This is a genomic window from Acinetobacter sp. ANC 3929, assembly GCF_000369405.1.
GTDB lineage: Bacteria > Pseudomonadota > Gammaproteobacteria > Pseudomonadales > Moraxellaceae > Acinetobacter.
This window is the reverse complement of sequence record NZ_KB850000.1, coordinates 362,298-385,568: the sequence shown is the minus strand read 5'-3', so window position 1 is coordinate 385,568 and position 23,271 is coordinate 362,298. Positions and strand designations below refer to the sequence as shown.

Annotated in this window: 25 protein-coding genes; 5 read left to right on the top strand and 20 right to left on the bottom strand. The window is 40.8% G+C overall.

Annotation, left to right across the window (positions count from 1 at the left end; genetic code table 11):
• Nucleotides 1-15: 15 nt before the first annotated feature.
• The 16 genes from F909_RS06625 to F909_RS06700 form a co-directional block, all read right to left on the bottom strand.
• Complete coding sequence (locus tag F909_RS06625) at nucleotides 16-1,140, bottom strand: toxic anion resistance protein (protein WP_032878183.1); 1,125 nt, start codon at nucleotides 1,138-1,140, stop codon at nucleotides 16-18.
• Between the two features lie 12 nt (nucleotides 1,141-1,152).
• Nucleotides 1,153-1,929, bottom strand: a complete 777-nt coding sequence (locus F909_RS06630) for a hypothetical protein (RefSeq protein ID WP_005152237.1) — start codon at nucleotides 1,927-1,929, stop codon at nucleotides 1,153-1,155.
• Nucleotides 1,930-2,107: 178 nt separating this feature from the next.
• Nucleotides 2,108-3,100, bottom strand: a complete 993-nt coding sequence (locus F909_RS06635; protein WP_005152230.1) for a putative solute-binding protein — start codon at nucleotides 3,098-3,100, stop codon at nucleotides 2,108-2,110.
• 195 nt (nucleotides 3,101-3,295) lie between these two features.
• A complete protein-coding gene (locus F909_RS06640) occupies nucleotides 3,296-3,721 on the bottom strand; it encodes a PaaI family thioesterase (RefSeq protein WP_005152227.1) in 426 nt (141 codons plus the stop codon).
• 65 nt (nucleotides 3,722-3,786) lie between these two features.
• Nucleotides 3,787-4,770 (bottom strand): fatty acid desaturase family protein, encoded by a 984-nt coding sequence (locus F909_RS06645; RefSeq protein WP_005152225.1) that lies wholly within the window; start codon nucleotides 4,768-4,770, stop codon nucleotides 3,787-3,789.
• Between the two features lie 110 nt (nucleotides 4,771-4,880).
• The gene (locus F909_RS06650) at nucleotides 4,881-5,678 is read right to left on the bottom strand and encodes a hypothetical protein (RefSeq protein WP_005152223.1); all 798 of its coding nucleotides are present in this window, start codon (nucleotides 5,676-5,678) and stop codon (nucleotides 4,881-4,883) included.
• 100 nt (nucleotides 5,679-5,778) lie between these two features.
• Nucleotides 5,779-6,579 carry an undecaprenyl-diphosphate phosphatase gene (locus tag F909_RS06655; protein WP_005152221.1) on the bottom strand — a complete coding sequence of 267 codons (801 nt, stop codon included), beginning with the start codon at nucleotides 6,577-6,579 and terminating at the stop codon, nucleotides 5,779-5,781.
• Nucleotides 6,580-6,706: 127 nt separating this feature from the next.
• Nucleotides 6,707-8,596, bottom strand: a complete 1,890-nt coding sequence (locus tag F909_RS06660) for a M48 family metalloprotease (RefSeq protein ID WP_171067319.1) — start codon at nucleotides 8,594-8,596, stop codon at nucleotides 6,707-6,709.
• A gap of 100 nt (nucleotides 8,597-8,696) precedes the next feature.
• On the bottom strand, nucleotides 8,697-10,235 hold the full coding sequence (gene purF / locus F909_RS06665) for an amidophosphoribosyltransferase (RefSeq protein WP_005152217.1): 1,539 nt from the start codon (nucleotides 10,233-10,235) through the stop codon (nucleotides 8,697-8,699).
• A 24-nt stretch (nucleotides 10,236-10,259) separates the two neighbouring features.
• Nucleotides 10,260-10,853, bottom strand: a complete 594-nt coding sequence (locus tag F909_RS06670; protein WP_005152212.1) for a CvpA family protein — start codon at nucleotides 10,851-10,853, stop codon at nucleotides 10,260-10,262.
• Between the two features lies 1 nt (nucleotide 10,854).
• Nucleotides 10,855-11,862, bottom strand: coding sequence for a quinone-dependent dihydroorotate dehydrogenase (locus F909_RS06675; protein WP_005152211.1), 1,008 nt, complete (start codon nucleotides 11,860-11,862; stop codon nucleotides 10,855-10,857).
• Nucleotides 11,863-11,950: 88 nt separating this feature from the next.
• Nucleotides 11,951-12,430, bottom strand: a complete 480-nt coding sequence (gene gspM, locus F909_RS06680; protein WP_005152210.1) for a type II secretion system protein GspM — start codon at nucleotides 12,428-12,430, stop codon at nucleotides 11,951-11,953.
• Complete coding sequence (gene gspL / locus F909_RS06685; RefSeq protein WP_005152208.1) at nucleotides 12,430-13,569, bottom strand: type II secretion system protein GspL; 1,140 nt, start codon at nucleotides 13,567-13,569, stop codon at nucleotides 12,430-12,432. The genes gspM and gspL overlap by 1 nt, the downstream gene beginning before the upstream one ends.
• 40 nt (nucleotides 13,570-13,609) lie before the next feature.
• Nucleotides 13,610-14,065, bottom strand: a complete 456-nt coding sequence (gene sixA, locus F909_RS06690) for a phosphohistidine phosphatase SixA (RefSeq protein ID WP_005152206.1) — start codon at nucleotides 14,063-14,065, stop codon at nucleotides 13,610-13,612.
• Nucleotides 14,066-14,141: 76 nt separating this feature from the next.
• Nucleotides 14,142-15,215, bottom strand: coding sequence for an NAD(P)H-dependent glycerol-3-phosphate dehydrogenase (locus F909_RS06695; protein WP_005152203.1), 1,074 nt, complete (start codon nucleotides 15,213-15,215; stop codon nucleotides 14,142-14,144).
• A 47-nt stretch (nucleotides 15,216-15,262) separates the two neighbouring features.
• On the bottom strand, nucleotides 15,263-15,841 hold the full coding sequence (locus F909_RS06700; protein WP_005152201.1) for a nitroreductase family protein: 579 nt from the start codon (nucleotides 15,839-15,841) through the stop codon (nucleotides 15,263-15,265).
• Nucleotides 15,842-16,095: 254 nt separating this feature from the next.
• On the opposite strand from F909_RS06700, the gene F909_RS06705 reads away from it, so the two are divergent.
• Complete coding sequence (locus tag F909_RS06705; RefSeq protein WP_005152198.1) at nucleotides 16,096-16,479, top strand: hypothetical protein; 384 nt, start codon at nucleotides 16,096-16,098, stop codon at nucleotides 16,477-16,479.
• A gap of 48 nt (nucleotides 16,480-16,527) precedes the next feature.
• Here F909_RS06705 and F909_RS06710 read toward each other — a convergent pair whose 3' ends face one another.
• A complete protein-coding gene (locus F909_RS06710) occupies nucleotides 16,528-16,770 on the bottom strand; it encodes a hypothetical protein (protein WP_005152196.1) in 243 nt (80 codons plus the stop codon).
• A 155-nt stretch (nucleotides 16,771-16,925) separates the two neighbouring features.
• Entirely contained in the window at nucleotides 16,926-18,113 is a 1,188-nt protein-coding gene (locus F909_RS06715) for a phosphoglycerate kinase (protein ID WP_005152194.1), read from the bottom strand.
• Nucleotides 18,114-18,252: 139 nt separating this feature from the next.
• Between F909_RS06715 and F909_RS06720 the strand changes: the two genes are divergently transcribed.
• Together F909_RS06720 and F909_RS06725 are read left to right on the top strand one after the other, a co-directional pair.
• Nucleotides 18,253-18,636, top strand: coding sequence for a DUF2237 family protein (locus tag F909_RS06720; RefSeq protein WP_004653014.1), 384 nt, complete (start codon nucleotides 18,253-18,255; stop codon nucleotides 18,634-18,636).
• On the top strand, nucleotides 18,636-19,229 hold the full coding sequence (locus tag F909_RS06725) for a Maf family protein (protein WP_005152191.1): 594 nt from the start codon (nucleotides 18,636-18,638) through the stop codon (nucleotides 19,227-19,229). Before F909_RS06720 ends, F909_RS06725 begins: the two co-directional genes overlap by 1 nt.
• A gap of 42 nt (nucleotides 19,230-19,271) precedes the next feature.
• Here F909_RS06725 and F909_RS06730 read toward each other — a convergent pair whose 3' ends face one another.
• Nucleotides 19,272-20,762 (bottom strand): MFS transporter, encoded by a 1,491-nt coding sequence (locus tag F909_RS06730; protein WP_005152189.1) that lies wholly within the window; start codon nucleotides 20,760-20,762, stop codon nucleotides 19,272-19,274.
• A 125-nt stretch (nucleotides 20,763-20,887) separates the two neighbouring features.
• Here F909_RS06730 and F909_RS06735 point away from each other — a divergent pair, with 125 nt between their 5' ends.
• A complete protein-coding gene (locus F909_RS06735; protein WP_005152186.1) occupies nucleotides 20,888-21,472 on the top strand; it encodes a TetR family transcriptional regulator in 585 nt (194 codons plus the stop codon).
• A 12-nt stretch (nucleotides 21,473-21,484) separates the two neighbouring features.
• A complete protein-coding gene (locus F909_RS06740; protein ID WP_005152184.1) occupies nucleotides 21,485-21,988 on the top strand; it encodes a GNAT family N-acetyltransferase in 504 nt (167 codons plus the stop codon).
• Between the two features lie 11 nt (nucleotides 21,989-21,999).
• On the opposite strand, the gene F909_RS06745 is transcribed toward F909_RS06740, so the two are convergent.
• Nucleotides 22,000-23,253 (bottom strand): serine hydrolase domain-containing protein, encoded by a 1,254-nt coding sequence (locus F909_RS06745; RefSeq protein WP_005152181.1) that lies wholly within the window; start codon nucleotides 23,251-23,253, stop codon nucleotides 22,000-22,002.
• Nucleotides 23,254-23,271 lie beyond the last annotated feature (18 nt).

Below are 23,271 nucleotides of genomic sequence, written 5' to 3'. Positions count from 1 at the left end.
CAAAAATGAGCTATATCAAGATTTAGGCGGTTGACTATTCTCAAGCACCAAATGATTCAAATTCTCTTGCAAAGCACGTAAGCGAGTTGTTGCTTCTGCGCGCTTTTGCATCCCTTCTTTCTGAATCTGAATCACATCGTTTACTGTTTTAATGAGGGTATTTTGTACATGTTCAAGTGTTTCTACATCGATCACAGAACGCTGATTGGCTTTAGCCGTATCAACAGAGTTCTGATGCAATAACTCCGCATTACGACGTAATAATTCATTGGTGGTATCATCAATCGCCTTGGCAAGTTGGACGCTGTTCTTTTGCTCTTGCAGCGAAATTGCCAAGCTTATTTGATTCTTCCATGCAGGTAATGTAATGTTTTTAATCGCATAAAACTTATCGACCAACATTAAATTGTTTGATTGGATAATCCGAATCATCGGCAAAGTTTGCATTGCAGACTGTTGTAAAACATGAAGATCACTCACCCGTTTTTCAAGATTATTGGCAACATGATTGAGATCATAAATCTGCTGTGTGGTCTGCTGATCTTGTTCTTGATTGGTCAGTGTCGTAATTTGCTGTTGAATATCCTGCTGCTTCAACTGACCCGCTGCAATATACACACCCAGTTGTTTATATTCATCCTGCACCGCATCAAACATTTTATCCAATGTGCCAACACGCGCTTTCAAACCTGATTGTGAACTTTCAATTTCTTTGACCAGTACATCAATCTGCTCTTTGGTGGTATTAAAATGCTGGTCAAAATTTTGTTTGGCACCCTTAATTTTGTTCAGTAAGCCACCAAAAAAGCCAGAGCTTTTTGATTTATTCAGAATACTTGACGTATTTAGCTGCTGAGCAACTTGTACCACTTCATTGAGTTTCTGACCTGTGGCATCCAAGTCTTTATTCTGTACCAAATTTAATAATTCATCGGTATAGGTTGAAGTCTTATTGGCAATATTTTTACCGTATTCAGCTACAGCTGTGGTACTGATTTCAGCCAGTTCTTTATGTGCATCCATCACTTCAGCATAGTCATGGGGTTGCAAGCCCAACTCTTTTAAATTCAATTGCTCAAAACGCTGTTCTGGTTTCAGTTCAATTTCATTTGATGATTGGATCAATTCTGAATCGGACATCATATTCCCCTCTTATTTCTGTAATGATTTTTTCAAATTTTGAATTAACTCTTCTCGGCTCTTATCTAGCTGCTCAATCGTTGCGCTAGAGTTTGACTCACGACTTTGCTTTAAATGGTATTGCCAAGCTGGAATCAACACCTGTTGTGCCTCTTTAAAACGATCTAAAAGACTAAAGGATAAATGCTGTGACAACTGCATCTGTTTCATCGCAATATCATTGCTGCTCTGTAAAGTCTGCAATGTATTGATTTTTTTAGATAGTCGCTCAACAAAATGGTCAAGCACCTGCTGTTTACTGAATTGAGGATATTCCTTCAGAAATTCATCTGCAGCAACAATATAGGCTGCCATCTGTTCTCGTAAACCCAAGGCTTGCTGCAAACGTGACTGGGATTTCTGGATTTCAATCTGCAACCGTTGACTTAAATGATTTGCTTCATTGATTAAACGATCCAAGTCTTTAACATATTTTACTTGTCCAGCATCATATTCGACATCAATTCCCAACCATTTTTGCAATGCATTAAATCGTCGGCTACCTAAATATTTCTTGGAAAGCGATAATTGCTGAATGATCTGTGTAATGACCTCACTCAGCTGTTGATTCAACTTTGGATCAACGCCATTCAGTAACACACTCTGCGCTTGCACCAAATGATCTGCATAATGATTCAAACGATGCGGATCATTAACTAAAGGCAATAGGTCATTCCGTTTAATCGCTAAAATATGTTCTTGATTTGACTCAATTTGCGATAAAGGTGTTAAGTCGAGCGGTATCGTCATAAAAGTAAGAAATAGTCAGAACAAATGAATTTGAACAGATTTAGTTTTAGCATGTTCTCACTATTTCGCATACTTAAATGTTGTTATGTTTTTTAAAGGACTCATCTACTTTATTCAATAAAAAACCCTCTAAATTACAATTAATAAAGAGGGCCTATTTGTTATTTTAAATCATATTTTATTCATCATTCAGTGCACACTCAAAACTATTTGGGTTTTGTTTACAGCGCACCTTTTTCAAGAAGTTCATCATTTTAGGATCATAGATTCCTGCCTTGGTGAGTGAAATACGCGCCTCACGCATCATTTTCATATAATTCACTTGTTCTTCAGGTGAAATGATCATCCAGTATTTTGCAGGAATTTCTTTTTCGTACTTGGAAATGATATTAAAGGTGCGACCGAGTTGACCCGCTACCCATTCACGAGACTTTTGCCCAAATCCTTCAGGAAACTTATCCTTTCGAATAATAAAATTTGCAGAAATTTGTGTCAGTGGAAATTTTACGATGCCACCTTTATCTCCCAACCCCTTATAGAGTTCAAACGGCTTATAAGCAACAATTGGCGCCGGCACAATATCAATTTGATGGTTATTAAACTTTGCCCCTGCATTGGTAACATCGACAGAAACTGCTTGTGCTCCTACTTGTGCAACCAGTTTCGGTTGAGCTTCATCATAAGCAAAAACACCGATCTTCTTGCCTGCTGCCTTAGCCAAAGTATTAATATTGCGATCAGAGACAAATAAATACGCAGGGCCAATCGTACCCAAACCAGCAATCTCATAAGGGCCGTTGAGCATACTTTTTGCAGCTTGCGGTTTGGAAAGCAATTGATAAGCAAGAATCGCTGTTTTTAAATCGGTTAAAGCACCAATAGCGTCTAATGAGCCGACATACTTATTGAACTGTCGACCACGTAATCCACTAATAATCGCGCCATCACATTGCCCTACTTTTAAATCTTCTGCTGCAACACGCTCATCCACATAAGCACGCAAATCAATTTCTGCACCCCACTTTTTTGCTTCCAGCGCATAATCTTTCGCTAAGGCAAAGGCATCACCCGATTTACCCACAGGATCAAATACACATACCGTCTGTTTCGCTTGCGCTGTTATAGCGCAGCCCAATAATGCCAAAGCAATTAAACCATTTTTAATTATCATCTCTTTCTTCCCGATAAGATTCATTCCATTATCACAACCGATTCGTGGTGATTATCCTATGACGAGATTTGTTTTTTTCATATATTTGCAGTCAATCAACTTTTAAAGGCATTTACTTAAAGGATTTTTAATAGAAGATAATTTTCACCTATAGACGATAGGAATCTTATCTAGGTGAAAATTACACAAGTCGTTCTAGTCAACTTTTTGTTGTGGTGGGAGCGCATAGGTTCCGATTACATGCGCAACAGGTTCTTCATCATCAAGCGAATATAACCATACTTCTCCTGTAACCAATGTTTTACCGACTTTGATTAATTTACACACTGCTCGGATATCGCGATTTCCATTGGGTTTGCGAAAAAAATTGATGGTCATATTTGTGGTAACCGCCATTGCGACCAAACCCAAATGTCCCATAATGGCGATGTAAAGCACATAATCAGCGATCAACATCAAGGTTGGACCAGATACAGTTTGTCCTGGACGTAAATCCCGAGCATCAACTTGATAAAGTAGTTGAGCACCTTTTGGTGTAATGTCTTCAATCACACTCTTCTTGAGTGCCTGTGGAAATTCCTGCGCCAAGAATCCCATGATTTCCTCTTTCGTTGCTGCCATGCTCTCTCCAATTATTAATCTTGTGGTGCCTATGATTTTAAAAACAGAAGCTCAAATTCCATTTCTTAGTCCGATTTATCTGATAACTCATTTAAGACTTGCCAATACGTCGGTGGCGCGGAGACATGACCACGCTCACGTAGCATCTGGTGCATTATTGGTAGTTTAAAATAAGGGACCGCTGCCATCAAATGATGCTCTTTATGATAGTTGACATTGATCGGTGCAACCAAAGCTCGCGCAAGATAGCCTGCTTTAGTCGTACGCGTATTGGTTAAAGCACTATGACTCGTCTCCATTCCTGCATGTTCTGCCATTGAACGGACTCTGAGGAATAAAGGAAATGGTGTCAAATATGCCACAACCCATAATGCATAAAGTTTAGGATGCCCCGCTGCCCACAATGCTGAAAATAGAGCAGCATTGGTTGCAATCGCACCGCCACTATTTTTTAGGAATGCTTTAGGATAATCGCTCCAGTGTTTGCCTTCCTGAGAAATCCAGCGACGGTCATTTGATAGCGTCCACTCCATTTTTTCAACATCCATCAATACTCGACCGACTGCAAACTTAAACCCCGTCACTCCTGACAGATCTCGCATAAATTTACGCATTAATGATTTTTTCGTGGTTGGAAAACCTGCGACTAATGATAAATCCGGATCATCCACCGTTGAGGTTTTACTATGATGACGCATATGATGGGCACGATATTTATGTAAATCATTCCAAATCGGACGCGCGCACAACCAATCCGTCAACGTATCATTCAACCATTTGGTTTTAAATAAACTTTGATGGGAAGCATCATGCATGATGATGGCGAGTGCCAGCTGACGACCTGCTAAAACAACTAAGGCAGCAATACACATGAGTAATTTACCCCAAGCAGGTAAATATTCCCAAGAACTGGCCACAGCTGCAAAAGTTCCACCAATGACTGCCCACGTCGAAAATACAGCCCAACTACCATGCGCATCAGATTTTGCAGTTAACTCGGTAATTTCTTCTCGTGAGAATAAATCACTAATCGCTACACGTGTATTCATATCCCTATCCTATATTTGTTTTATTTAAAAACTACACAATTTATATTTTTATTTTAAATTAAGTAATATTTCTGTCAATAAATTAAAATTTAAATTATTGTAATGAATATTTACTCGATACTGCTTTCATAAAACTTCTGCCAAGAGTCCAAACCGGTTTGATCAAGCTGTTGGACACTTTGCGCAAACTGTTCGCGAAGCTGCACATCGACAAAACCCTCTGGCAACAATGGATCATTCATGAGTAAGGAAATGGTTTGTCGTCCCAATAATAAAGATTCTCGCGCTGCATCTTCCAAACTGAGCTGATCGGCAGTCAAGAGCCATTTTTGAATCATTTGGCTATATTTTTCATAGTTTTGGTTAAGGGTTTGCGTAGACCAAAGTAATGGAATTGCCGCCAAAGTATCTGCATCAAAATGACTAATTTGACAGATCTTGGCATTATTTTCCAAGCCCGAAGCTTTTAACTCTGAAATAAGCTGATCAAATGTAATGACCAAATTATCAGGACGAATATAAATTCCTTGTTCTAATTCTTTAAAACCAAAATGCTTGAGTGCTCGTTCACGACGATTCAATGCAGTACGATCAACTCGCCCAAGCCGACCCGTAAAAACTGCCAGATATTGCCGATTCCATACTTTGGTTTGTTTAATACCATGCTTACGATTCAGCATGACATTTGCCCATTCATGCGATTGAACTGTAAATTGATAGACGCCACGTTCAATGGCTTCAATCACGCCGTCACTGGATAATCGTGTTACAGCAACACGGATACTGTTTTCACTGATTTCAAAAAGCCGTGCAGCAATAATAATTTGTTTAATTGAAATCGCTCGACCTTGAAGCCCTAACAGCAAATCAATAATTAAGTCTCGAGCATTCATTTTCGCTATTGTCATTGTGCTATCGAACCAGATTTGAAAAGAGTGAAATAAAGAACAGGAATTTTAACTGAGAATCTCCCTTTTCGCATTTGCCAAAAGGGAGATGTTTTTATTCTTATAAAAAGACGAATAATAAAATGATACCAAGTACGATGCGGTACCAAGCAAATACTCGTAAGGTATGACGTTCCACAAACTTGACTAAGGCACTGACCACCAATAATGCAGAAATGAATGCTGCCACAAAGCCAACAGCAATATTCAGCATATTGTCTTGCGTCAATACATCCGCATTACGTGCCAAATCAAACACTGCCGCACCCAACATTGTTGGCATTGCCAAGAAAAATGAAAACTCCGTTGCGGCTTTACGAGACAAACCAGAGAACATCCCCCCCACAATGGTTGCGCCTGAACGTGAAGTACCTGGAATCATCGCGACACATTGTGCACAACCGACCAAGAATGCTTGTTTATAAGTGATCTTGGTCGCATCTGTGGTTTTATGGTCAAAATTCTTCGACTCGACCCAGAAGATAATCAAACCACCCACAATTAAAGCAACGGAAACTACAAGCGGGCTGAATAAAACACTCTTGATAAAATCAACCGCAAAAATACCAATCACGACTGCTGGAATAAAAGCGAGTAAGACACTAAAAGCAAAATGTCGAGCTTCTGCATCCCCACTAAAGAAACCTTTGACCAAGTCAAAAATCTTTTGACGGTACAACCAGCACACAGCCAAAATTGCACCAAGCTGAATAACAACTTCAAAAACACGACCATCATCTGAATGAAAGTCGATCATATGACCAAATAAAATCAAATGACCCGTGCTTGAAATGGGTAAGAATTCGGTAAGACCCTCAATAAAACCTAAAAATAAGGCTTTTAAAATTTCAATATGTTCCATAAATTACTCAAAAGTACGAAATACAAGAATAAAAATAAATGGCAAGCTTACCCTGAAATCTAAGCATTTTATGTGATTGTCAGGTAACGTTTTCACAAAAAGATTCAGAGCAATACAGCAACTATTCTTAAATAATCATCAGACTGTTTTTCTTTTGCATTTGTTCGACCACTTCATGGGTATCAAAACCTAAACGCCAATATAAAAGCTCCAAAACATCTAATTCATCTTGGGTAATAATTCGATCATTCCAGAGACATCTTTCTGCAATCGATAAGATATTAAGGCGGTCGCGTAACAACAAACCCGAGACATCATTTAAGATTTCTGCCAAATCCAATGGCTCATCCGATATATCTGCATAAGTTTGCATTTCATCTTCAGTTAAAAGCATCTGCAAGATACGTTCACGAACTTCTAATTGGTTCGGACTATTAATTTGCTGTACATGCAGTAGTGCATCTATCAAATGTACGATCTGAGATTTGACATCTTCAAATGCTGCGGGCAAATGTGCAGGCATTAAATTTAGTTCCTGCTTCACACGTTCTAGTAATAATGCATCGAGTAAACCAACTTCCCCGTCTTCTTGAATAATACAAGCTAGCTTGGTTAGGAACTGACGTGCAATACTGGTTGGCATATGCCCAATATTTTTACAAGCGTCATGGAAAATCTGCACATGAATACGACCATCCAGATTTAATAATGCATCGACAATCGCATGGCTTACAGGTGCTTCTTGTGGAATAAATTCACGATATTGACGAATCATTAAAATCGCAACCATCACCTCACGTGAACCCGTTGCGGTCTGCATTGCCCTCTGAATCAATTCAGGCCGCTTTTTATTCTTACGGATTTCAGGATTAAGCGGTTTGATTGCATCATTCAAAGCAAAACTGATTGGCGATAACCTTAATAAGGGTAATGGCTGAGGTGAACTCCACGGCATGGTGATATCCGCACTTTCTTCTTCCAAAGAGCGGAATAAACTGAACAATGGTCGATTGCGCAACTTACGTAGATTTTCTAATTGTAGATCTTGCAACAAGGTTGGGTTTAATTCGTAAATTCGTTCTTTGATACTCGGATGAATATTCATCCAGCTCTGTGGACTCAGCGAGTTGGCAAAACACATATGCGAAATCGATTCAGAATAAGCACTGTGAATTTGGGAACCCGAATGGTGTACATAAATCCGTAATAAGGTTTGGACATTTGCATTGTTGTTCATCAAACGCATAGTCTTGAGGTCATTACGGAAAGTTCGACCACTCAAGGTTAGGTATTTAATACAACGTGTAATTAAAATTCCCAAACTACCAATCAGCCAAATCACCCCACCAATTGCAACAAAGATGGTCTCAAACTTATTTCGGTAAGAAGTTGCATAAGGATTATAACCTGCTTGAGCAAGTTTGCTGCCCCACTGACTAAAGGTGGTCAAGCCACTGTATAAAATTTTAAGCTTGGTATTTTCAACCGCTTCGCCAGATAAAATTTGATTAAACTCATAGCTGAGTAAGCCATAAAGCTCAAGTTCATCCAGATTTTGTAATGCACCCCAAGTCAGAATAATCGCAATATCTTGTGATCTAAAACCAGCTGTTAACGCATTTACCCCAACCTCATCAGGTAAGACATAAACTACGGGAGTATCGATATTAAAACTTTTAGCAACCTGATCTACAACTTTTAATGCGGTGCTTTCTTCAGGTGTACTTTCATCAAAAACCAAACGTCTTGCTTTCAACTGTTTTGCAAGTGAGTGTCCCCCCTCACGTAACACATATAGCTCCGCGCCTACGGACCAAAACAAGACTAAAATAAGGACCAAAATGAAGTAAGGACTAAGAACATGCCACCAAATTGGTTGTGTATAATCAAAGAAATGAACGACTAAACCCAAAATTAAATTGAGAATAAAGACGGTTAATAACATTGCGATAAGACAGAAACTGACCGACCATGCAATATTCTTATTTTCAATTAAATAATGGCTCATTTCTCTCAATGTAAGTTTTCCCGATTACATTGTTTCAGTTAAGTTTATCTTACCGACTATCATAAAATAAAAAAGCGGGAAATTCCCGCTTTTCTATAGATTAAGATGATTACTCTTCTTTAATCCCCGTTAAATCAACTGATGCTGCATCAATATTGACATCGATATAGCCATCAGCTTTACTTTTTGCAGCGTCACTTCGTTTTTGCTCAAGTGCGTCAAGATATGCCTTATCAATACCGCCAGCGACATAGACACCATCAAACACAGAACAATCAAACTCAGTTAAATCTGGCACTTTGCTGGTACGAACCGCATTTTTCAAATCTTCCAGGTCTTGGAAAACCAAACGGTCTGCACCAATATTTTCACGGATTTCTTCGACTGTACGACCTGACGCAATCAACTCAGCTTTCGCAGGCATATCAATACCATACACATTTGGATATTTCACCATTGGCGCGGCTGAAGCAAAGAATACTTTCTTCGCACCTGAATCACGTGCCATCTGGATAATTTCATTACATGTGGTACCACGAACAATTGAGTCATCGACCAATAGAACATTCTTGTCTTTAAACTCAAGTTCTACAGGGTTCAATTTTTGACGAACTGATTTTTTACGTTGCTGCTGACCTGGCATAATGAAGGTACGTCCGATGTAACGGTTTTTCATAAAACCTTCACGGAACTTCACACCTAAAATATTTGCCAACTCTAATGCAGAGGTACGACTGGTATCTGGAATTGGAATTACAACATCAATATCATGCTGCTCACCCCATTCTTTCAAGATTTTATACGCCAGTTTTTCACCCATTTTTAAACGGGCTTTATATACTGAAATCCCATCAATAATGGCATCTGGACGAGCAAAATACACATATTCAAAAATACATGGACGATATTCAGGATTCGCAGCGCATTGTTTGGTAAACAACTGCCCTTCTGAATCGATAAAAATCGCTTCGCCTGGTGCGATATCACGTTCAACTTTAAAACCAAGCGCTGTAATCGCAACAGATTCAGATGCGATAATGTATTCAATACCCTGTTCAGTTTCACGAGAACCATAAACCAAAGGACGAATCCCGTTTGGATCACGAAAACCGACTAAGCCATGACCTGTAATCATCGCTACAACACCATAAGCCCCTTTACAACGCTCATGTACGCGAGATACGGTGTGGAAAATATCATCTGGGCTTGGGTTTAAAGTTCTGATCTTCTGTAACTCATGTGCAAAAACATTGAGTAAAACTTCAGAATCTGAATCGGTATTCATATGACGTAAATCTGTTTTGAACAGGTCATCATGAATTTCGGCAGCGTTGGTCAAGTTACCATTATGAGCAAGGGTAATGCCATAGGGTGAGTTCACATAAAATGGTTGCGCTTCAGCACTGCTTGATGAACCAGCAGTTGGGTAACGAACATGTCCGATCCCATAGTTACCAAGCAATGCACGCATATGACGCGTATGGAATACATCACGTACCATACCGTTATCTTTGCGGAGGAATAAACGCCCTTGATGGCAGGTTACGATCCCTGCAGCATCTTGTCCTCGATGTTGCAGCATCGTTAAGGCATCAAATAACATTTGGTTCACTGGTGATTTACCGGCTATCCCAACAACTCCACACATAGCAACCTCGCGACAAGCTAGCGATTAATAAAAAGGATTTTTCGTCGAATGATCAGAACGCTCATCAACTGAAGCACGTTCTGATTGGTCCATTTCGGTCGAAGGGCGATGTAACAACGCACCTTCTGATGTCATTTGATTTAAAGCTTGATTTGCTGCATCTTTGGACAATTCAGTTGCCAAAGGTGCATAAGGTAATAGAATTTGTACAAATTTAGACTGTTTCCAGTGCGGTGAACTCTCAACCCAAGGCCCTAAACCCTGCATTGCGACCAGCACAATCAGCAGCCCCTTCAGAGAACCAAATGCACCACCTGCTAAACGATTTAATGGGCCCAATTTCAGACTTTTCAAGAGCCCATTGAGTAATGCAGACACAATCCATGTACACACTACGATGATCAATACAATAAAGGCAAATGCTGCAATTTTTTGCACAACGGGGTCTTGGCTTAGACTGCTCATCGCAGGTGCCAACATCACAGCGTATTTTGCCCCAACGATCAATGCGAATATCCATCCGATCAAGTTCGCAAAGGCTTTGATAAATCCTTGACGCAAACCGTTCAGCCCTCCAATGAGCAAGATGACCAGAATGATGATATCAAGCGTGTTCATTTCACACAGTCATCGCATCAACACAGTCTTTGACCAGTGTTGGACCCGTATAAATCAGACCACTATAAACTTGTACCAAGCTCGCACCTGCTTGTTGTTTTGCAATCGCCTGTTCACCCGCTAAAATGCCGCCCACGCCAATCAATGGAATTTGACCCGCCAGTACTTTAGCAAACTGACCTAAACATTCGGTACTTTTTTCAAACACTGGCGCACCAGACAACCCACCAGCCTCATTTCCATTTGGCAGGTTTTCAACCCCATCACGCCCCAATGTCGTATTGGTCACGATCAGGCCATCAATCTTGAATTGCAATAACTGTGCGGCAATGAATTGAATATCTTCTGCTGTTAAATCAGGTGCGACTTTAAGAACCAGTGGAACATAATGATTATATTGATTTGCCAGTTCGAGTTGACGCTCTTTTAAAGTTTGTAGCAACTCGGTCAGTGCATCGCCACTTTGTAAACTACGTAAGTTTTTGGTATTTGGTGATGAAATATTAACAGTAATATAAGACGCGTAATTATAAACTTTTTCTAGACAAATGAGATAATCTGAAACTGCATCTTCAACAGGCGTATCCGCATTTTTGCCGATATTGATTCCCAAAACACCCTTAAACTTTGCAGCTTTTACATTTTCAATCAGCTTATCCACGCCATCATTATTAAACCCCATACGGTTAATAATCGCTTTTGCTTGAGGAATACGGAATAAACGTGGTTGAGGGTTGCCCGCTTGTGGACGCGGTGTAATGGTTCCAATCTCGATAAAACCAAAACCTAATGCTGCTAGTGCATCAATATGTGCGCCATTTTTATCCAAGCCAGCAGCAAGACCGACAGGATTTGGGAATTCAATTCCCATACAGCTCACAGGTTTTGCAGCAACTTTCTGATGCATAAAGCCGAGTTTATGGGCCTTATCTAGCATAGAGAGTGTCAGTTCATGTGCACGCTCTGGCGCTAAAGTAAACAACAAAGGGCGAGCCAATGAATATAACATACCAATCACAGTCTACTGATTTTCAAGTAGGCATATTATAGGCATAGGCGTATCAAAACACCATGCCTGACATTGGGTTTTTAATGGCTTACTGTACTGTTGCAGTTAATTTAATCTGATTATTGTTAGAGACCATATCCATTTTCTGGATACTGATCCCCATTTGAGACAATTGCATCAAAAAGTTAGCTAACACAGCATAATTCTGATGTTCTGCGACAAGCTGAATCTGCTCACCATTTTGTTGTGAAGAAACTGCCAAACCTTGTTGTTGGGCCGTTCGCTGTATTTTATCTGCTGCGGTCAATCCCACATCATTTGCAGGCTTCATCGTGGCTGCATTACTCTGCATCCACACGGTTAAGTCTTTTAATTCATTTAACCGTTTTTGTTGCTGGTCTGCCAATGCATGCATTTTCCACAACGCAAAACCAATCACCGTTACAATGACAAAAATGGTGGTAAAAATAACCATCACCCGTTCACGCACAGATAAGCCTTGTAGATATTCATTTAACGCTTCAATTTTCTGATCAAAGCTATTTTGTAATCTTGTGAATGCTTTCATTATTTTACTTTTACCACCCCAATAGCGCCAACAGTATCTGCCTGAACATTGCCTAATTCAGCTTGAAAACCTTGTTGGTTTAATTGTTGAGTTAATCCTTGTAAATCATCCGCAGATTTTGCTTTAAGCGACATCGCCAATACAGAGGCATCATAACTGACTTGCTGTGCAACAATCTGTTTTTGCATCAAAATTGGTCCAACACGGCTTAACAGCGAGAGTGCTTGCGTATCCCCAAGTTGACTCATACGCAACTGACTTTCAAACTGACTTTTAATATTTTGTTCGGTGACACGACTATTTTCACCAAACCAATACTTATATTGCTCAATCGCCTGACTTGCCGTTTGATCAGCAACGCTTTTAAGTTTTGACCAACGTAACGCGTCATAACCCAATTGCACTATGATCACCGCCAATAGTACGGCAGCTGCAGCCTTCCAATAGCCAGACCATTTTATTTCTGCATTTTTTGATTTCGGCAGAACATTAAATGGATGCTGTTTCGGTCTTACTAATTGTTCAAATTGATAACTGAATTCAATCCGCTCATCTTTACTCGATGCAGTTGCAAGGCTATCCAATTGACTGGCATTCAGGTTGGCAAATTTATACGGTGTTGCTGCAGCCTGAAACTCCAAAAACAATCCTAAATCATCAACAGAATTACCTATCCATGTATTTTCTCTCACCAATAGATGATCATACAGGTTGAGCAACACCACTTGATTCGGTTCTGGTTCAGGTAAGATCAAGAAGTCTGGTAAAAATGCCACAATCTGGATGGGTAACAAACTCAAGGCATGCTGCCATGTTTCGATCGTCGATTGCGCAACACCCAAAATATTGAGTTGATCATTTTGGAAATGATGTACAACCTTCATATGATCAATCGGCAAGGTGACAAACTCTTCCAAGAGGTACTTAACACCCTCCTGTCCCAATTGCTTGTAATGCGCTTTGGTCATTGTTTGTTGTAATAATTGTGCATTTCGGCTTGGGAAATAAACCACAGCCTCTTTTCCATGATGCTCGTGCAAATCTTGAATCAACTGTTCAAGACTATCTGCCTGCAACCAATTTTCCCCTGCCGACCAATACCATGTTCCATTGGTTTCGGGCATCCATATATACAGCATCGGTGTTCAGTACCCTTATCCTTGCGCGGATATATAAAAATTATAATGTTGGTGTAAAACGATTGTTTTGTGTCGATAAACCATTTGCGATCACAGCTTGATCATAAATACGTGCTTCCGCCAATGCAAATGGATTAAAGTTTTCATGGGTCAGTTGTTCGGCAATATGTGCCACAACATTCATATGACAAACCACTGCAATTGACTCATAAGGTAGTTTTGACAACCACTCGATCGCATCTTTGGCATCATCATCGGGTTTAATCTTATCGCAAATTAACACAGGAATACCGTGAAAATGCGCTTTGATATGTGCCAATGTTTCCTGAGCCCGTAACAGCGGACTCACCACGAAAATTTCAGGCTGAATTACATCTTTTAGGAAATGCCCTGTTTGTTCCGCCTGCTGATGTCCACGCACCGTCAATGGACGCTGCATATCATTTCCATTGATTGCTGGAGAGGCTTCACCGTGACGAACTAAAGTTAACTGCATAAAACAACCTTATTTTTTATAGCTGTATCATAACGCGAATAGATGACAGTTTTTTGATTACACTTCAAGATTTTGATTAGACTTCATGATGCGGTAAAACGAACTCAACATCACTACGGTGGCCATTCTTCATCAAGGACAATGCGATTGTCATGGGTGGCGCGCCTTCAAAAATCACGTCATACAATGCATTGGTGATTGGCATATACACATCCAGTTCTTCCGCTTTGGTTCGAACTTGAACAATCGTATTGATCCCTTCTGCGGTTTGACCAAGCTCTTTGGTCGCCTGATCCAGTGTTTTCCCTGAACCCAATGCAAAGCCAATCTGATAGTTACGACTTAATGGACTGTTACAGGTTGCGAATAAATCACCTACACCCGATAACCCCAAAAAAGTTAATGGGTTTGCACCCTGCTTCACCGCAAAACGACTCATTTCAGCCAAAGCACGGGTCAGAATCATACTTTTGGTATTTTCACCAATCTTATAAGCACCGCCCATACCCATTGCAACTGCATAGATATTTTTTAAGGCACCACCCAATTCCACACCATGCACATCATCGCTACCAAACACACGGAACAAAGCACTGTGTAACGCATGTTGCACTGCATAACGAACCAATTCTGACTCACTGGCTATAACAGTTCCTGAAGGCATACCCGCCATAATTTCTTTGGCAAGGTTTGGGCCAGATAAAACACCGTACGGTACTTCTGGCAATTCTGTGCGAATAATATCGCTCATAAAACTAAAGGTTTTTGCTTCAATCCCTTTAGTCAATGAAACGATAGCCTGAGAAGTAATAAACGGCGCAATCTGTTTAAGCACATCACGGAAAGAATGGCTTGGAATCGCCACTAAAATAATGTCACGATCACGTACCGCCAACTCTAAGTCAGCCACTGCACGCAATGCAGGTTCCAATGGATAATCAGGTAGATAGCGTTTATTGATATGCGTTTGATTAATTTCATCGGCAACAGCAGCATCACGAATCCAAATCATGGTATCGCAACCATTTCTCGTCGCTAAATTTGCCATGGCCGTGCCAAAACTACCACCGCCCAATACCGTAATTCTGAGTGCTGTTTTCTGATCTACAGCAACTGGCTCAACTAAATCGCTAAAATTTAACTCTGTCATTTTTTATCCTGAAACGAATTTCTTTCTTTAATCACACAAAACAAAGCTTAGGTTACTTGCCATACTTTTACAAAATCTTGGCTGTTTATTTCTGCTCGTGGAGCGATTGTCTTGGCTGCAGTTCCAATATAAATAATACCAGAGATAAGATCTTGCTGTTTTAAGCCTAACTGCTGTTTTAACCAGTTTGACTCGACCACTGCACCAGAGCGCCACATCGTTGCAAAACCTTGGGCCTGTAAAGATAACAAGAAATTCTGAACCGCCGCACCTGTACTTAAAATTTGTTCAAAATGCGGAACTTTAGGATGATCTTGAAGGGTGGTTAAAGCTAAAACCAGCAAAGGTGCACGGAAAGGATGCTGTTTCACCCGATCAAGTTGTGCTGGATCTGTTTCACCCAAATCTGCTAAAGCACTCGCCAAATGCTCACCAAAAGCAGCGCGTTGCTCAGGCGTGATGATGACGAAACGAGTAGGTTTTAAACGATGATGATCAGGTGCGGTCAATGCAGCTTGCACTGCTTTTTCGAGTTGTTCTGTATTCGGCGCCGGCTCAATGAGTTGCCCAATAGATTGACGTTGATGAATATTTTGATGAATTGTCTCTATATTTGAGTCCGTCATTGAAATGAATCTAACTAACACAAGGATGGCGCTAGATTAGCATAATCTGAATGATTTCCACTATGCTTAATTCATGCTTGTCTCAGATGCCCATATTTGATTTCGTTAACAACTCGAAAATACCAGCGTTGCTAAGCCCATCATTCATTTGAAAAAATTAACAGAGTCTCTGCACAAACTGTACAGAACCTGCAAAACCGATGCGAAATTCTATGTTCCAATAATACAATTAAGCAGCAACTTGAGAACAAGCAATGAAAAAAACTTTAATCGTGAGTTTATTCGGCGGTTTAGCCCTTGGCCTAACAGCGTGTGCATCAACACCAACCAATACCTTGGCCATTCAAAAAGAAAACAATCAATACGAAGTGACGGGTGTAGGTAAAACCAGTCTGATTGCAAAAAATAATGCGGTTACAGCAGCACAAAAAACCTGTACTCGCAGCACCTCTCCTGTCGTAGTTGATGAAAAAACCGCGTATCAAGGCGTACTCAAAGGCGTGGTGGATGAACAAACCGGAAAAATGGTTGAAGCTGCCGCAGGTGTAATTGGTACCTTCACCGGCAAAAATGCCTCGCTCGCCCGTGATGATGATTATCAAACTACACTGACTTTCTACTGTAAAGCTAATTCATAAATACAAAAAAGCCGATGTGAAAACATCGGCTTTTATTTTCTAGATCGCTTAGTGCGCTTCGCTCGCAGCAACCTCTGAAGCTGCATGCTCTGCAACATCAGTATTATGTTCATCTAAATTCGGTTTATCAATCGCATCAATTGCGGCTTGTTGCTCTGGGGACGTCTGTGTTGATACAGCAGAAGCTGCTTGATCTTGCTGTTCAGTATTTTTCGCTTCTTCTTTCTTTGCACATGCAGTCAGCATGATTGGAGCAATAATTAGAGCGGCAAGGGTTAATTTAAATTTCATCACGGCTTTCCACAGTTACTTGGTTAAGTTGTGACAAGCATATTTCAGATATGTGACATTTTGATGACGACAACGTTGTGCAAAAGTAAAAAAGAGCCGATTTAAATCGACTCTTTTTTACTAATCTTCTTATAAATTAGAAGAATAAATTCAACTTAAGCACGCTCAAGTAAAACAGCAACAGCAGGTAAAGTTTTGCCTTCTACGAACTCTAAGAATGCACCGCCACCTGTTGAAATATAACCAATTTGATCAGCAACTTGATATTTATCAATCGCAGCCAATGTATCACCACCACCCGCAATCGAGAAACCAGCAGATTCAGCAATCGCTAAAGACAGTGTTTTAGTTCCTTCACCGAATTGATCTACTTCAAACACACCTACTGGACCATTCCAAAGAATTGTTTTTGAAGATTTTAAGATGTCCGCAAATGCTTTAGCCGTTTCAGGGCCAACATCTAAAATCATATCAGTATCAGTCACATCAGCAACATTTTTTACAACGGCTTGTGCACTTGCCAATGAACCAAGGAAATCTTCAAAGCTGATTTGGCTTGCATCTGCAACCACAACATCAGTTGGCAATGGAACACTGACTTTTGCAGCAATTTGTTTTGCCGTTTCAATCAAATCAGCTTCGTAAAGTGATTTACCGACATTGAAACCAGCAGCAGCCAAGAAGGTATTGGCAATCCCACCACCCACGATCAATTGATCACAGATTGTAGACAATGAAGTTAATACATCAAGTTTAGTTGAAACTTTAGAGCCTGCAACAATCGCCACCATCGGTTTTTCTGGGGTTTGCATCGCACGGCCAAGCGCATCTAACTCAGCGGCCAATAAAGGACCGGCAGCAGCGATTGGGGCAAAACGTGCTGCACCTTCAGTAGACGCTTCTGCACGGTGTGCTGTACCAAATGCATCCATAACGAATACGTCACAAAGCGCAGCATATTTTTTCGCAAGTTCTGGGTTATTTTTCTTTTCGCCGTGGTTGAAACGAACGTTTTCAAGTAACACAACTTGACCCGCAGCCACTTCAACGCCATCTAAGTAATCTGTGAATAATTTAACATCTTGACCCAAAGCCTTGCTTAAATAAGCAGCAACCGGTGCAAGTGATTGTTCTGGTTTTGGCTCACCTTCTACAGGACGACCCAGATGAGAAAATACCATCACTGCCGCGCCTTTTTCTAAAGCAGCTTTAATTGTTGGCAATGCAGCACGTAAACGTGCATCACTGGTAATTTCCCCATTTTTTACAGGAACGTTTAAGTCTTCACGAATAAGGACACGTTTACCTGCTAAATCAAGATCAGTCATGCGCTGAAAATTCATGGATGGCTCTCTAGTTGATTTTAAAAACGGCGTAATTTTAAATGATTCTCTGAAATAAAGGTGAGTTTTTTTGCAGAAAAGCTGCCGAAAGCTTCAGTTTTGATTATGATAATCACCGTCACTAAATCTTTCTATTATTATGTCAATTCATCCAGATCCAAAAATTAATCGTTTAAACGTCCTTGGCGAACCTTTAGCCAGCTGTTGTTATGACCCAATCACTGGGTATTTTCGTAATGGCTTTTGCCATACGGCGGTCACCGATTTAGGTCAGCATACCATGTGTGCACAAATGACTTCAGAGTTCTTAAATTTCTCCCAAAAAGTCGGCAACGACTTGATTACCCCTTTACCCGAAGTGGGTTTCCCAGGCCTCAAACCAGGTGACTTCTGGTGTATCTGTGTAACCCGTTGGGTTGAGGCTTATCAAGCAGGACAAGCGCCTCCTATTAAGTTGAATGCCTGCCACAATGCCGTGCTGCATTACGTGCCTCTCAATATCCTTGTGGAATATGCGGTGTAATGCGTCAACCTGAATTGATTTTGGCATCCAGCAGTCAAACCCGTAAAGATCTGATGAATCGTTTAAGGCTGGATTATCGTTGTATTTCCCCTGATATTGATGAATCTGCATCAGGTGAACTACATGCCGATGATTTGGCCAAACGACTTGCTTTTGAGAAAGCAGGTGTGATTGCTCAGCAACATCCAGATGCCATTGTGATTGGTTCCGATCAGGTGGCTTGGCGTGAACATGCTCCCTATGATTTTATTGGTAAACCTTTAAGCGTTGAAAATGCCATTCAGCAATTACAGGCAAATTCGGGTCAAACCGTGTTTTTCAGTACAGCTCTCAGTGTTCAACATTTGCAATCTGGCTTTGAAACCACATTGGTTGAACATTACCAAGTCAAATTTCGTCAGCTGACATTGGCGGAAATTGAGCGTTATATTGAAATTGACCAACCCTTGCATTGTGCGGGCAGTTTTAAATGTGAAAGCTTGGGCATTAGCTTATTTGAAAAAATGCTTGGTGATGATCAAACCACCTTGATGGGCTTGCCGATGATTCAACTATGTAAAATCTTACGCCAGTTTGAAATCAGTGTTCCTTAAAAAACACCCTGATCTAAACTCAATTTAGATCAGGGTAAGCCATTATTCCTCAACCACCGTGACTTGCTTTGGTAAAGCAAACCAAATAAAAATCGACAAGATCAAGAATAATAAGGCTGCCACATTCAACACTGAACGATGTGATTGGCTAAAAGCCTGTTTTGCAGCTGTAATTACATGTTCAGCAATCACTGGCTGTAATTGCTTGGCAGCTTGAACTGCTTCACCAATCGAACTGCTCACCTGTTCAACAATATGATGCGGCACATCGGTTGGCACTACAATCGAGTTGGCATAAAACCATGACAACATCAGACCGAAAAAGGCAATTCCTAAACCTGCCCCCAACTCATACGCCATCCCTTCAATAGCCCCTGCTGCTGTCGCTTTACTTGGCGGTACTGAAGACATAATGGCTGAGGTTGAAGCCAGTAAAGCAATTTCCACACTGAGGCCCAAGACAACCATCCAGCCCCATGCTTGCATTTGCGCCTGCATAAAGTCGGTATTTGCCAAGCCCCACAAACTTACAGCACTCATCAACATACCAAATGAAGCAACCGAACGTAGTCCGAAACGGTTGACCAGCATACTGGCGATTGGGCCGCCTAAACTAATCGCAACCATGAATGGTAAAATGAATGCCCCTGCTGCCAATGGTGAAAGCTGATAAACAAATTGCAATTCCTGTGAAATCAGCAACTCGAATCCGACCAAAGCCATCATCGATACAATCGCCATCACCACACCTGTCGCAATCACAGGATGTTTGAATAACTGAATATCAATCATTGGTGACGTTGAAGTGAGCTGTGTACGAATAAAGCCAATCAACAAACTAAAACCCACTGCAAAGATCAAAACCGACCAGATGCTAAAGCCATGCATCACGGTTTTAATCGCATAGATCATACTCAGAATGGCAACCACCAACACAATCGCCTGTAGCAAGTTAAGATTCTGCTTTGGCTGCCCAGCCTGCTTTGGAATTACAAATACAGTTAAAGTCAGCACAGCCAGCATAATGGGCACATTGATTAGGAATACAGCGCCCCAATGAAAATGTTCCAATAAGAAACCACCAAGCAATGGGCCAAATGCGGCACCACCACCACCGACAGTTGCCCAAATACCTAGGGCAAAGTTACGCTGCTTTTCATCTAGGAAGGTATTCCGAACCGCAGACAAAGTGGCAGGCAGAATCATGGCTGCACCCACTGCCAATAAAGCACGAGAACCAATCAAAGCATATGCGGTAGAAGAAAATGCAGCTGCCAACGATGCTAGGCCAAATAAAATACCGCCAATGATCATTAATTTTTTAAAGCCGATACGATCTCCCAATGCACCCATCGGCAAAATCAGACCAGCCATGACCAAGGAGTAGATATCGATAATCCACAACAACTCATTCGCAGATAATGAAAGTGACTCACTTAACGTTGGTGTCGCCACATGTAAAACGGTTGCATCAATTGATACAGGAAGGTAGATCAGTACAACGATTGCAAGAATTAACCACTTGCGTGACATAAATGCCTCTAAATTGGACAATTGTTCAAGTTGGCGTTATTATAACCAAAATTGAACACTTGTCCAACTTTCAAAGTTGAGTTAATTTGTTTCTGATTTGTATGTCCTGATAGGTACTAAAACGAATGGCTTATTTAAACCGTGAACAACGTCGTGAAATGATTTTGCAAGCTGCAATGCAGGTCGCATTAAACGAAGGTTTTCCTGCGATGACAGTTCGCCGTATTGCCACCGAAGCACAAACCTCGACAGGACAAGTCCATCATCATTTTGCTTCTAGCTCACATTTAAAAGCCGAAGCTTTTATTAAACTGATGCAGCAACTGGACGAAATTGAAAATCAGGTCACGACAACCAATTATTTGCAGCGCCTTTCGCTGTTACTCGGTTGCGAGAACATTGAGCAAATCCAACCTTATTTAAAGTTATGGAATGAAGCCGAGGTTCTGATTGATCAAGATGAAGAAATAAAGCTCGCCTACAATATCGCCATGCAAGACTGGCACCGCTCTATTGTGCTTCTGATTGATGAAGGCCAGACACAAGGTGAATTTCATTTTGAAACAAACAGCCACGACATCGCATGGCGACTCATTGCATTTGTCTGCGGCTTAGAAGGGATTTACAAACTAGGACTCATTGGGTTAAATGAAAACGATTTTAAACGCCATACCGAAGCCATTATTCAAGCAGAATTATTTAAAAAGTAAAAAGAGCAAACAATGAAACAACCATTATTACAGAGCTCAAGACTGGATTTATTTGTATTTCAAATGGATGATCTTGTTGACATCTATCCTTGCATCACCACAAGGTTAACACGTTATATGACATGGGAACCTGCACAAAGTTTTGCAGAAATCGAGCAGATTGGACAAACATGGCTGATCGCAGAAAGTAACCATACCGATCGCCATTTTGTGCTACGTGATAAACGAGATCAGATCTTTATTGGCTTAATTGGCGTACATCATTTAGACACCCCAACACCCGAATTAGGATTATGGATTCGAGAAAATTATCATCGACAAGGCTTTGCTAAAGAAGCCATCTTAGAAGTTTTCCGTTGGGCTTCTACCCATACCTCTGCCCAATATTTCTTATATCCAGTTGCAATCGAAAATCAGCCAAGTCGTAAACTGGCTGAATTTTTAGGGGGAACGGTTGAGGGACACAAAACTGAACGGAAATATGAAGCGGTGATTTATCACATTCCGCCCTATTAAGCTGATACGGATTAGAACCAGCCTTTGCGTCCATTTAAAATTGCATCGGCACAGCGCAAGGTTTCTTGGCTCAAACCCCAGAGACGATAGTCCCCTGTTGCCGAGGTCACATTAAAATTATGTGTATAAGCAAAACTCAATTGACGATCAAAATCACACCATGCGCCTGAACCATTAAAGCCAACATGACCGAAGCCATGTGGCGCACGTTTGCCCATCGTTAAAATACGGTGATAACCCAAACGCCAATGCATTGGAATTGGCATCACTCGATCACGCGCTTCACTTTGTACAGTGCTGAGTTGCTTAAATACTTCTGGACGAATGAGTTGTTGCCCCTGCCATTGCCCTTGATTGGCCAGCATCGCATATACTTTAGCTAAACTATCTGCAGTAAATACACCATTGGCTGCTGGAATAACAGCTTGCAATCCTTCATCGCTGTAGAAGCTAAAATTGCGCATCCCTTTTGGGATCATGGCATCCTGAAAATCCTGAGGGTTTTGCCCTGAAAGCTTTAACAATCTTTCTGATAAAGATGCTTTACGTGGTTGATTATTTTTCTTGGTTTCAGGTTTAGTTGAGGTAGGCGCTTTTGGTTTTAACAATAAACGTGCAACACGATTTAATTCTGAAGCAGGCGTTCCAAAGTATGCCCCATCCAGCTCAAGAGGCTGCACAAGATAACGTTGCATTAACCAACTTAAAGGCTGCTTCGCTGCTTTCTCAATCACACCACCCAAAATCCAACCATAGGTCAAAGGCTGATAAGCAAAACTTTGTCCAGCTGCAAAACGTGGTGTTGCTGCTGCAATTACATCAAGCATATGTGGCCAATCCAACATTTCTGTTGCAGCATCGATCATATTACGGATATCAAATAAACCGCTTTGATGCGATAAAACATGACGTAACGTAATATTGGCTTTGCCATTTTGAGCGAACTCAGGCCAGTAATGTACAATCGGCTGATCATATTCAAGCATCCCTTCACTCACCAGAATATGCGCAAGTGTTGCAAGAATACCTTTACCAGTTGAATAACACATCGCCAAGGTATTGGACTGCCAATCTTCTTCTCGAGATTTTTTACCCGTAAAAATATCAACAACTTTTTGACCTTGGAAATACACCACCAATGCAGCACCACCTTGCTGGCTTCGCGCATCTTGTAGACGGCTAAATTGGCTAGCCAAGTCTATAAAGCGTTCATCAACACTGCCATGATAATGATGTGTATCGGCAAATAGAATTTCTTTAATCAAAGTTCAATTCCTTATGAT

Bases quoted from the DNA above. Each gene is read 5' to 3' on its own strand.
- F909_RS06625 (WP_032878183.1), bottom strand. From the start codon at position 1,140: ATGTCCGATTCAGAATTGATCCAATCATCAAATGAAATTGAACTGAAA.
- F909_RS06630 (WP_005152237.1), bottom strand. From the start codon at position 1,929: ATGACGATACCGCTCGACTTAACACCTTTATCGCAAATTGAGTCAAAT.
- F909_RS06635 (WP_005152230.1), bottom strand. From the start codon at position 3,100: ATGATAATTAAAAATGGTTTAATTGCTTTGGCATTATTGGGCTGCGCT.
- F909_RS06640 (WP_005152227.1), bottom strand. From the start codon at position 3,721: ATGGCAGCAACGAAAGAGGAAATCATGGGATTCTTGGCGCAGGAATTT.
- F909_RS06645 (WP_005152225.1), bottom strand. From the start codon at position 4,770: ATGAATACACGTGTAGCGATTAGTGATTTATTCTCACGAGAAGAAATT.
- F909_RS06650 (WP_005152223.1), bottom strand. From the start codon at position 5,678: ATGACAATAGCGAAAATGAATGCTCGAGACTTAATTATTGATTTGCTG.
- F909_RS06655 (WP_005152221.1), bottom strand. From the start codon at position 6,579: ATGGAACATATTGAAATTTTAAAAGCCTTATTTTTAGGTTTTATTGAG.
- purF (WP_005152217.1), bottom strand. From the start codon at position 10,235: ATGTGTGGAGTTGTTGGGATAGCCGGTAAATCACCAGTGAACCAAATG.
- F909_RS06670 (WP_005152212.1), bottom strand. From the start codon at position 10,853: ATGAACACGCTTGATATCATCATTCTGGTCATCTTGCTCATTGGAGGG.
- F909_RS06675 (WP_005152211.1), bottom strand. From the start codon at position 11,862: ATGTTATATTCATTGGCTCGCCCTTTGTTGTTTACTTTAGCGCCAGAG.
- gspM (WP_005152210.1), bottom strand. From the start codon at position 12,430: ATGAAAGCATTCACAAGATTACAAAATAGCTTTGATCAGAAAATTGAA.
- gspL (WP_005152208.1), bottom strand. From the start codon at position 13,569: ATGCTGTATATATGGATGCCCGAAACCAATGGAACATGGTATTGGTCG.
- sixA (WP_005152206.1), bottom strand. From the start codon at position 14,065: ATGCAGTTAACTTTAGTTCGTCACGGTGAAGCCTCTCCAGCAATCAAT.
- F909_RS06695 (WP_005152203.1), bottom strand. From the start codon at position 15,215: ATGACAGAGTTAAATTTTAGCGATTTAGTTGAGCCAGTTGCTGTAGAT.
- F909_RS06700 (WP_005152201.1), bottom strand. From the start codon at position 15,841: ATGACGGACTCAAATATAGAGACAATTCATCAAAATATTCATCAACGT.
- F909_RS06705 (WP_005152198.1), top strand. From the start codon at position 16,096: ATGAAAAAAACTTTAATCGTGAGTTTATTCGGCGGTTTAGCCCTTGGC.
- F909_RS06710 (WP_005152196.1), bottom strand. From the start codon at position 16,770: ATGAAATTTAAATTAACCCTTGCCGCTCTAATTATTGCTCCAATCATG.
- F909_RS06715 (WP_005152194.1), bottom strand. From the start codon at position 18,113: ATGAATTTTCAGCGCATGACTGATCTTGATTTAGCAGGTAAACGTGTC.
- F909_RS06720 (WP_004653014.1), top strand. From the start codon at position 18,253: ATGTCAATTCATCCAGATCCAAAAATTAATCGTTTAAACGTCCTTGGC.
- F909_RS06725 (WP_005152191.1), top strand. From the start codon at position 18,636: ATGCGTCAACCTGAATTGATTTTGGCATCCAGCAGTCAAACCCGTAAA.
- F909_RS06730 (WP_005152189.1), bottom strand. From the start codon at position 20,762: ATGTCACGCAAGTGGTTAATTCTTGCAATCGTTGTACTGATCTACCTT.
- F909_RS06735 (WP_005152186.1), top strand. From the start codon at position 20,888: ATGGCTTATTTAAACCGTGAACAACGTCGTGAAATGATTTTGCAAGCT.
- F909_RS06740 (WP_005152184.1), top strand. From the start codon at position 21,485: ATGAAACAACCATTATTACAGAGCTCAAGACTGGATTTATTTGTATTT.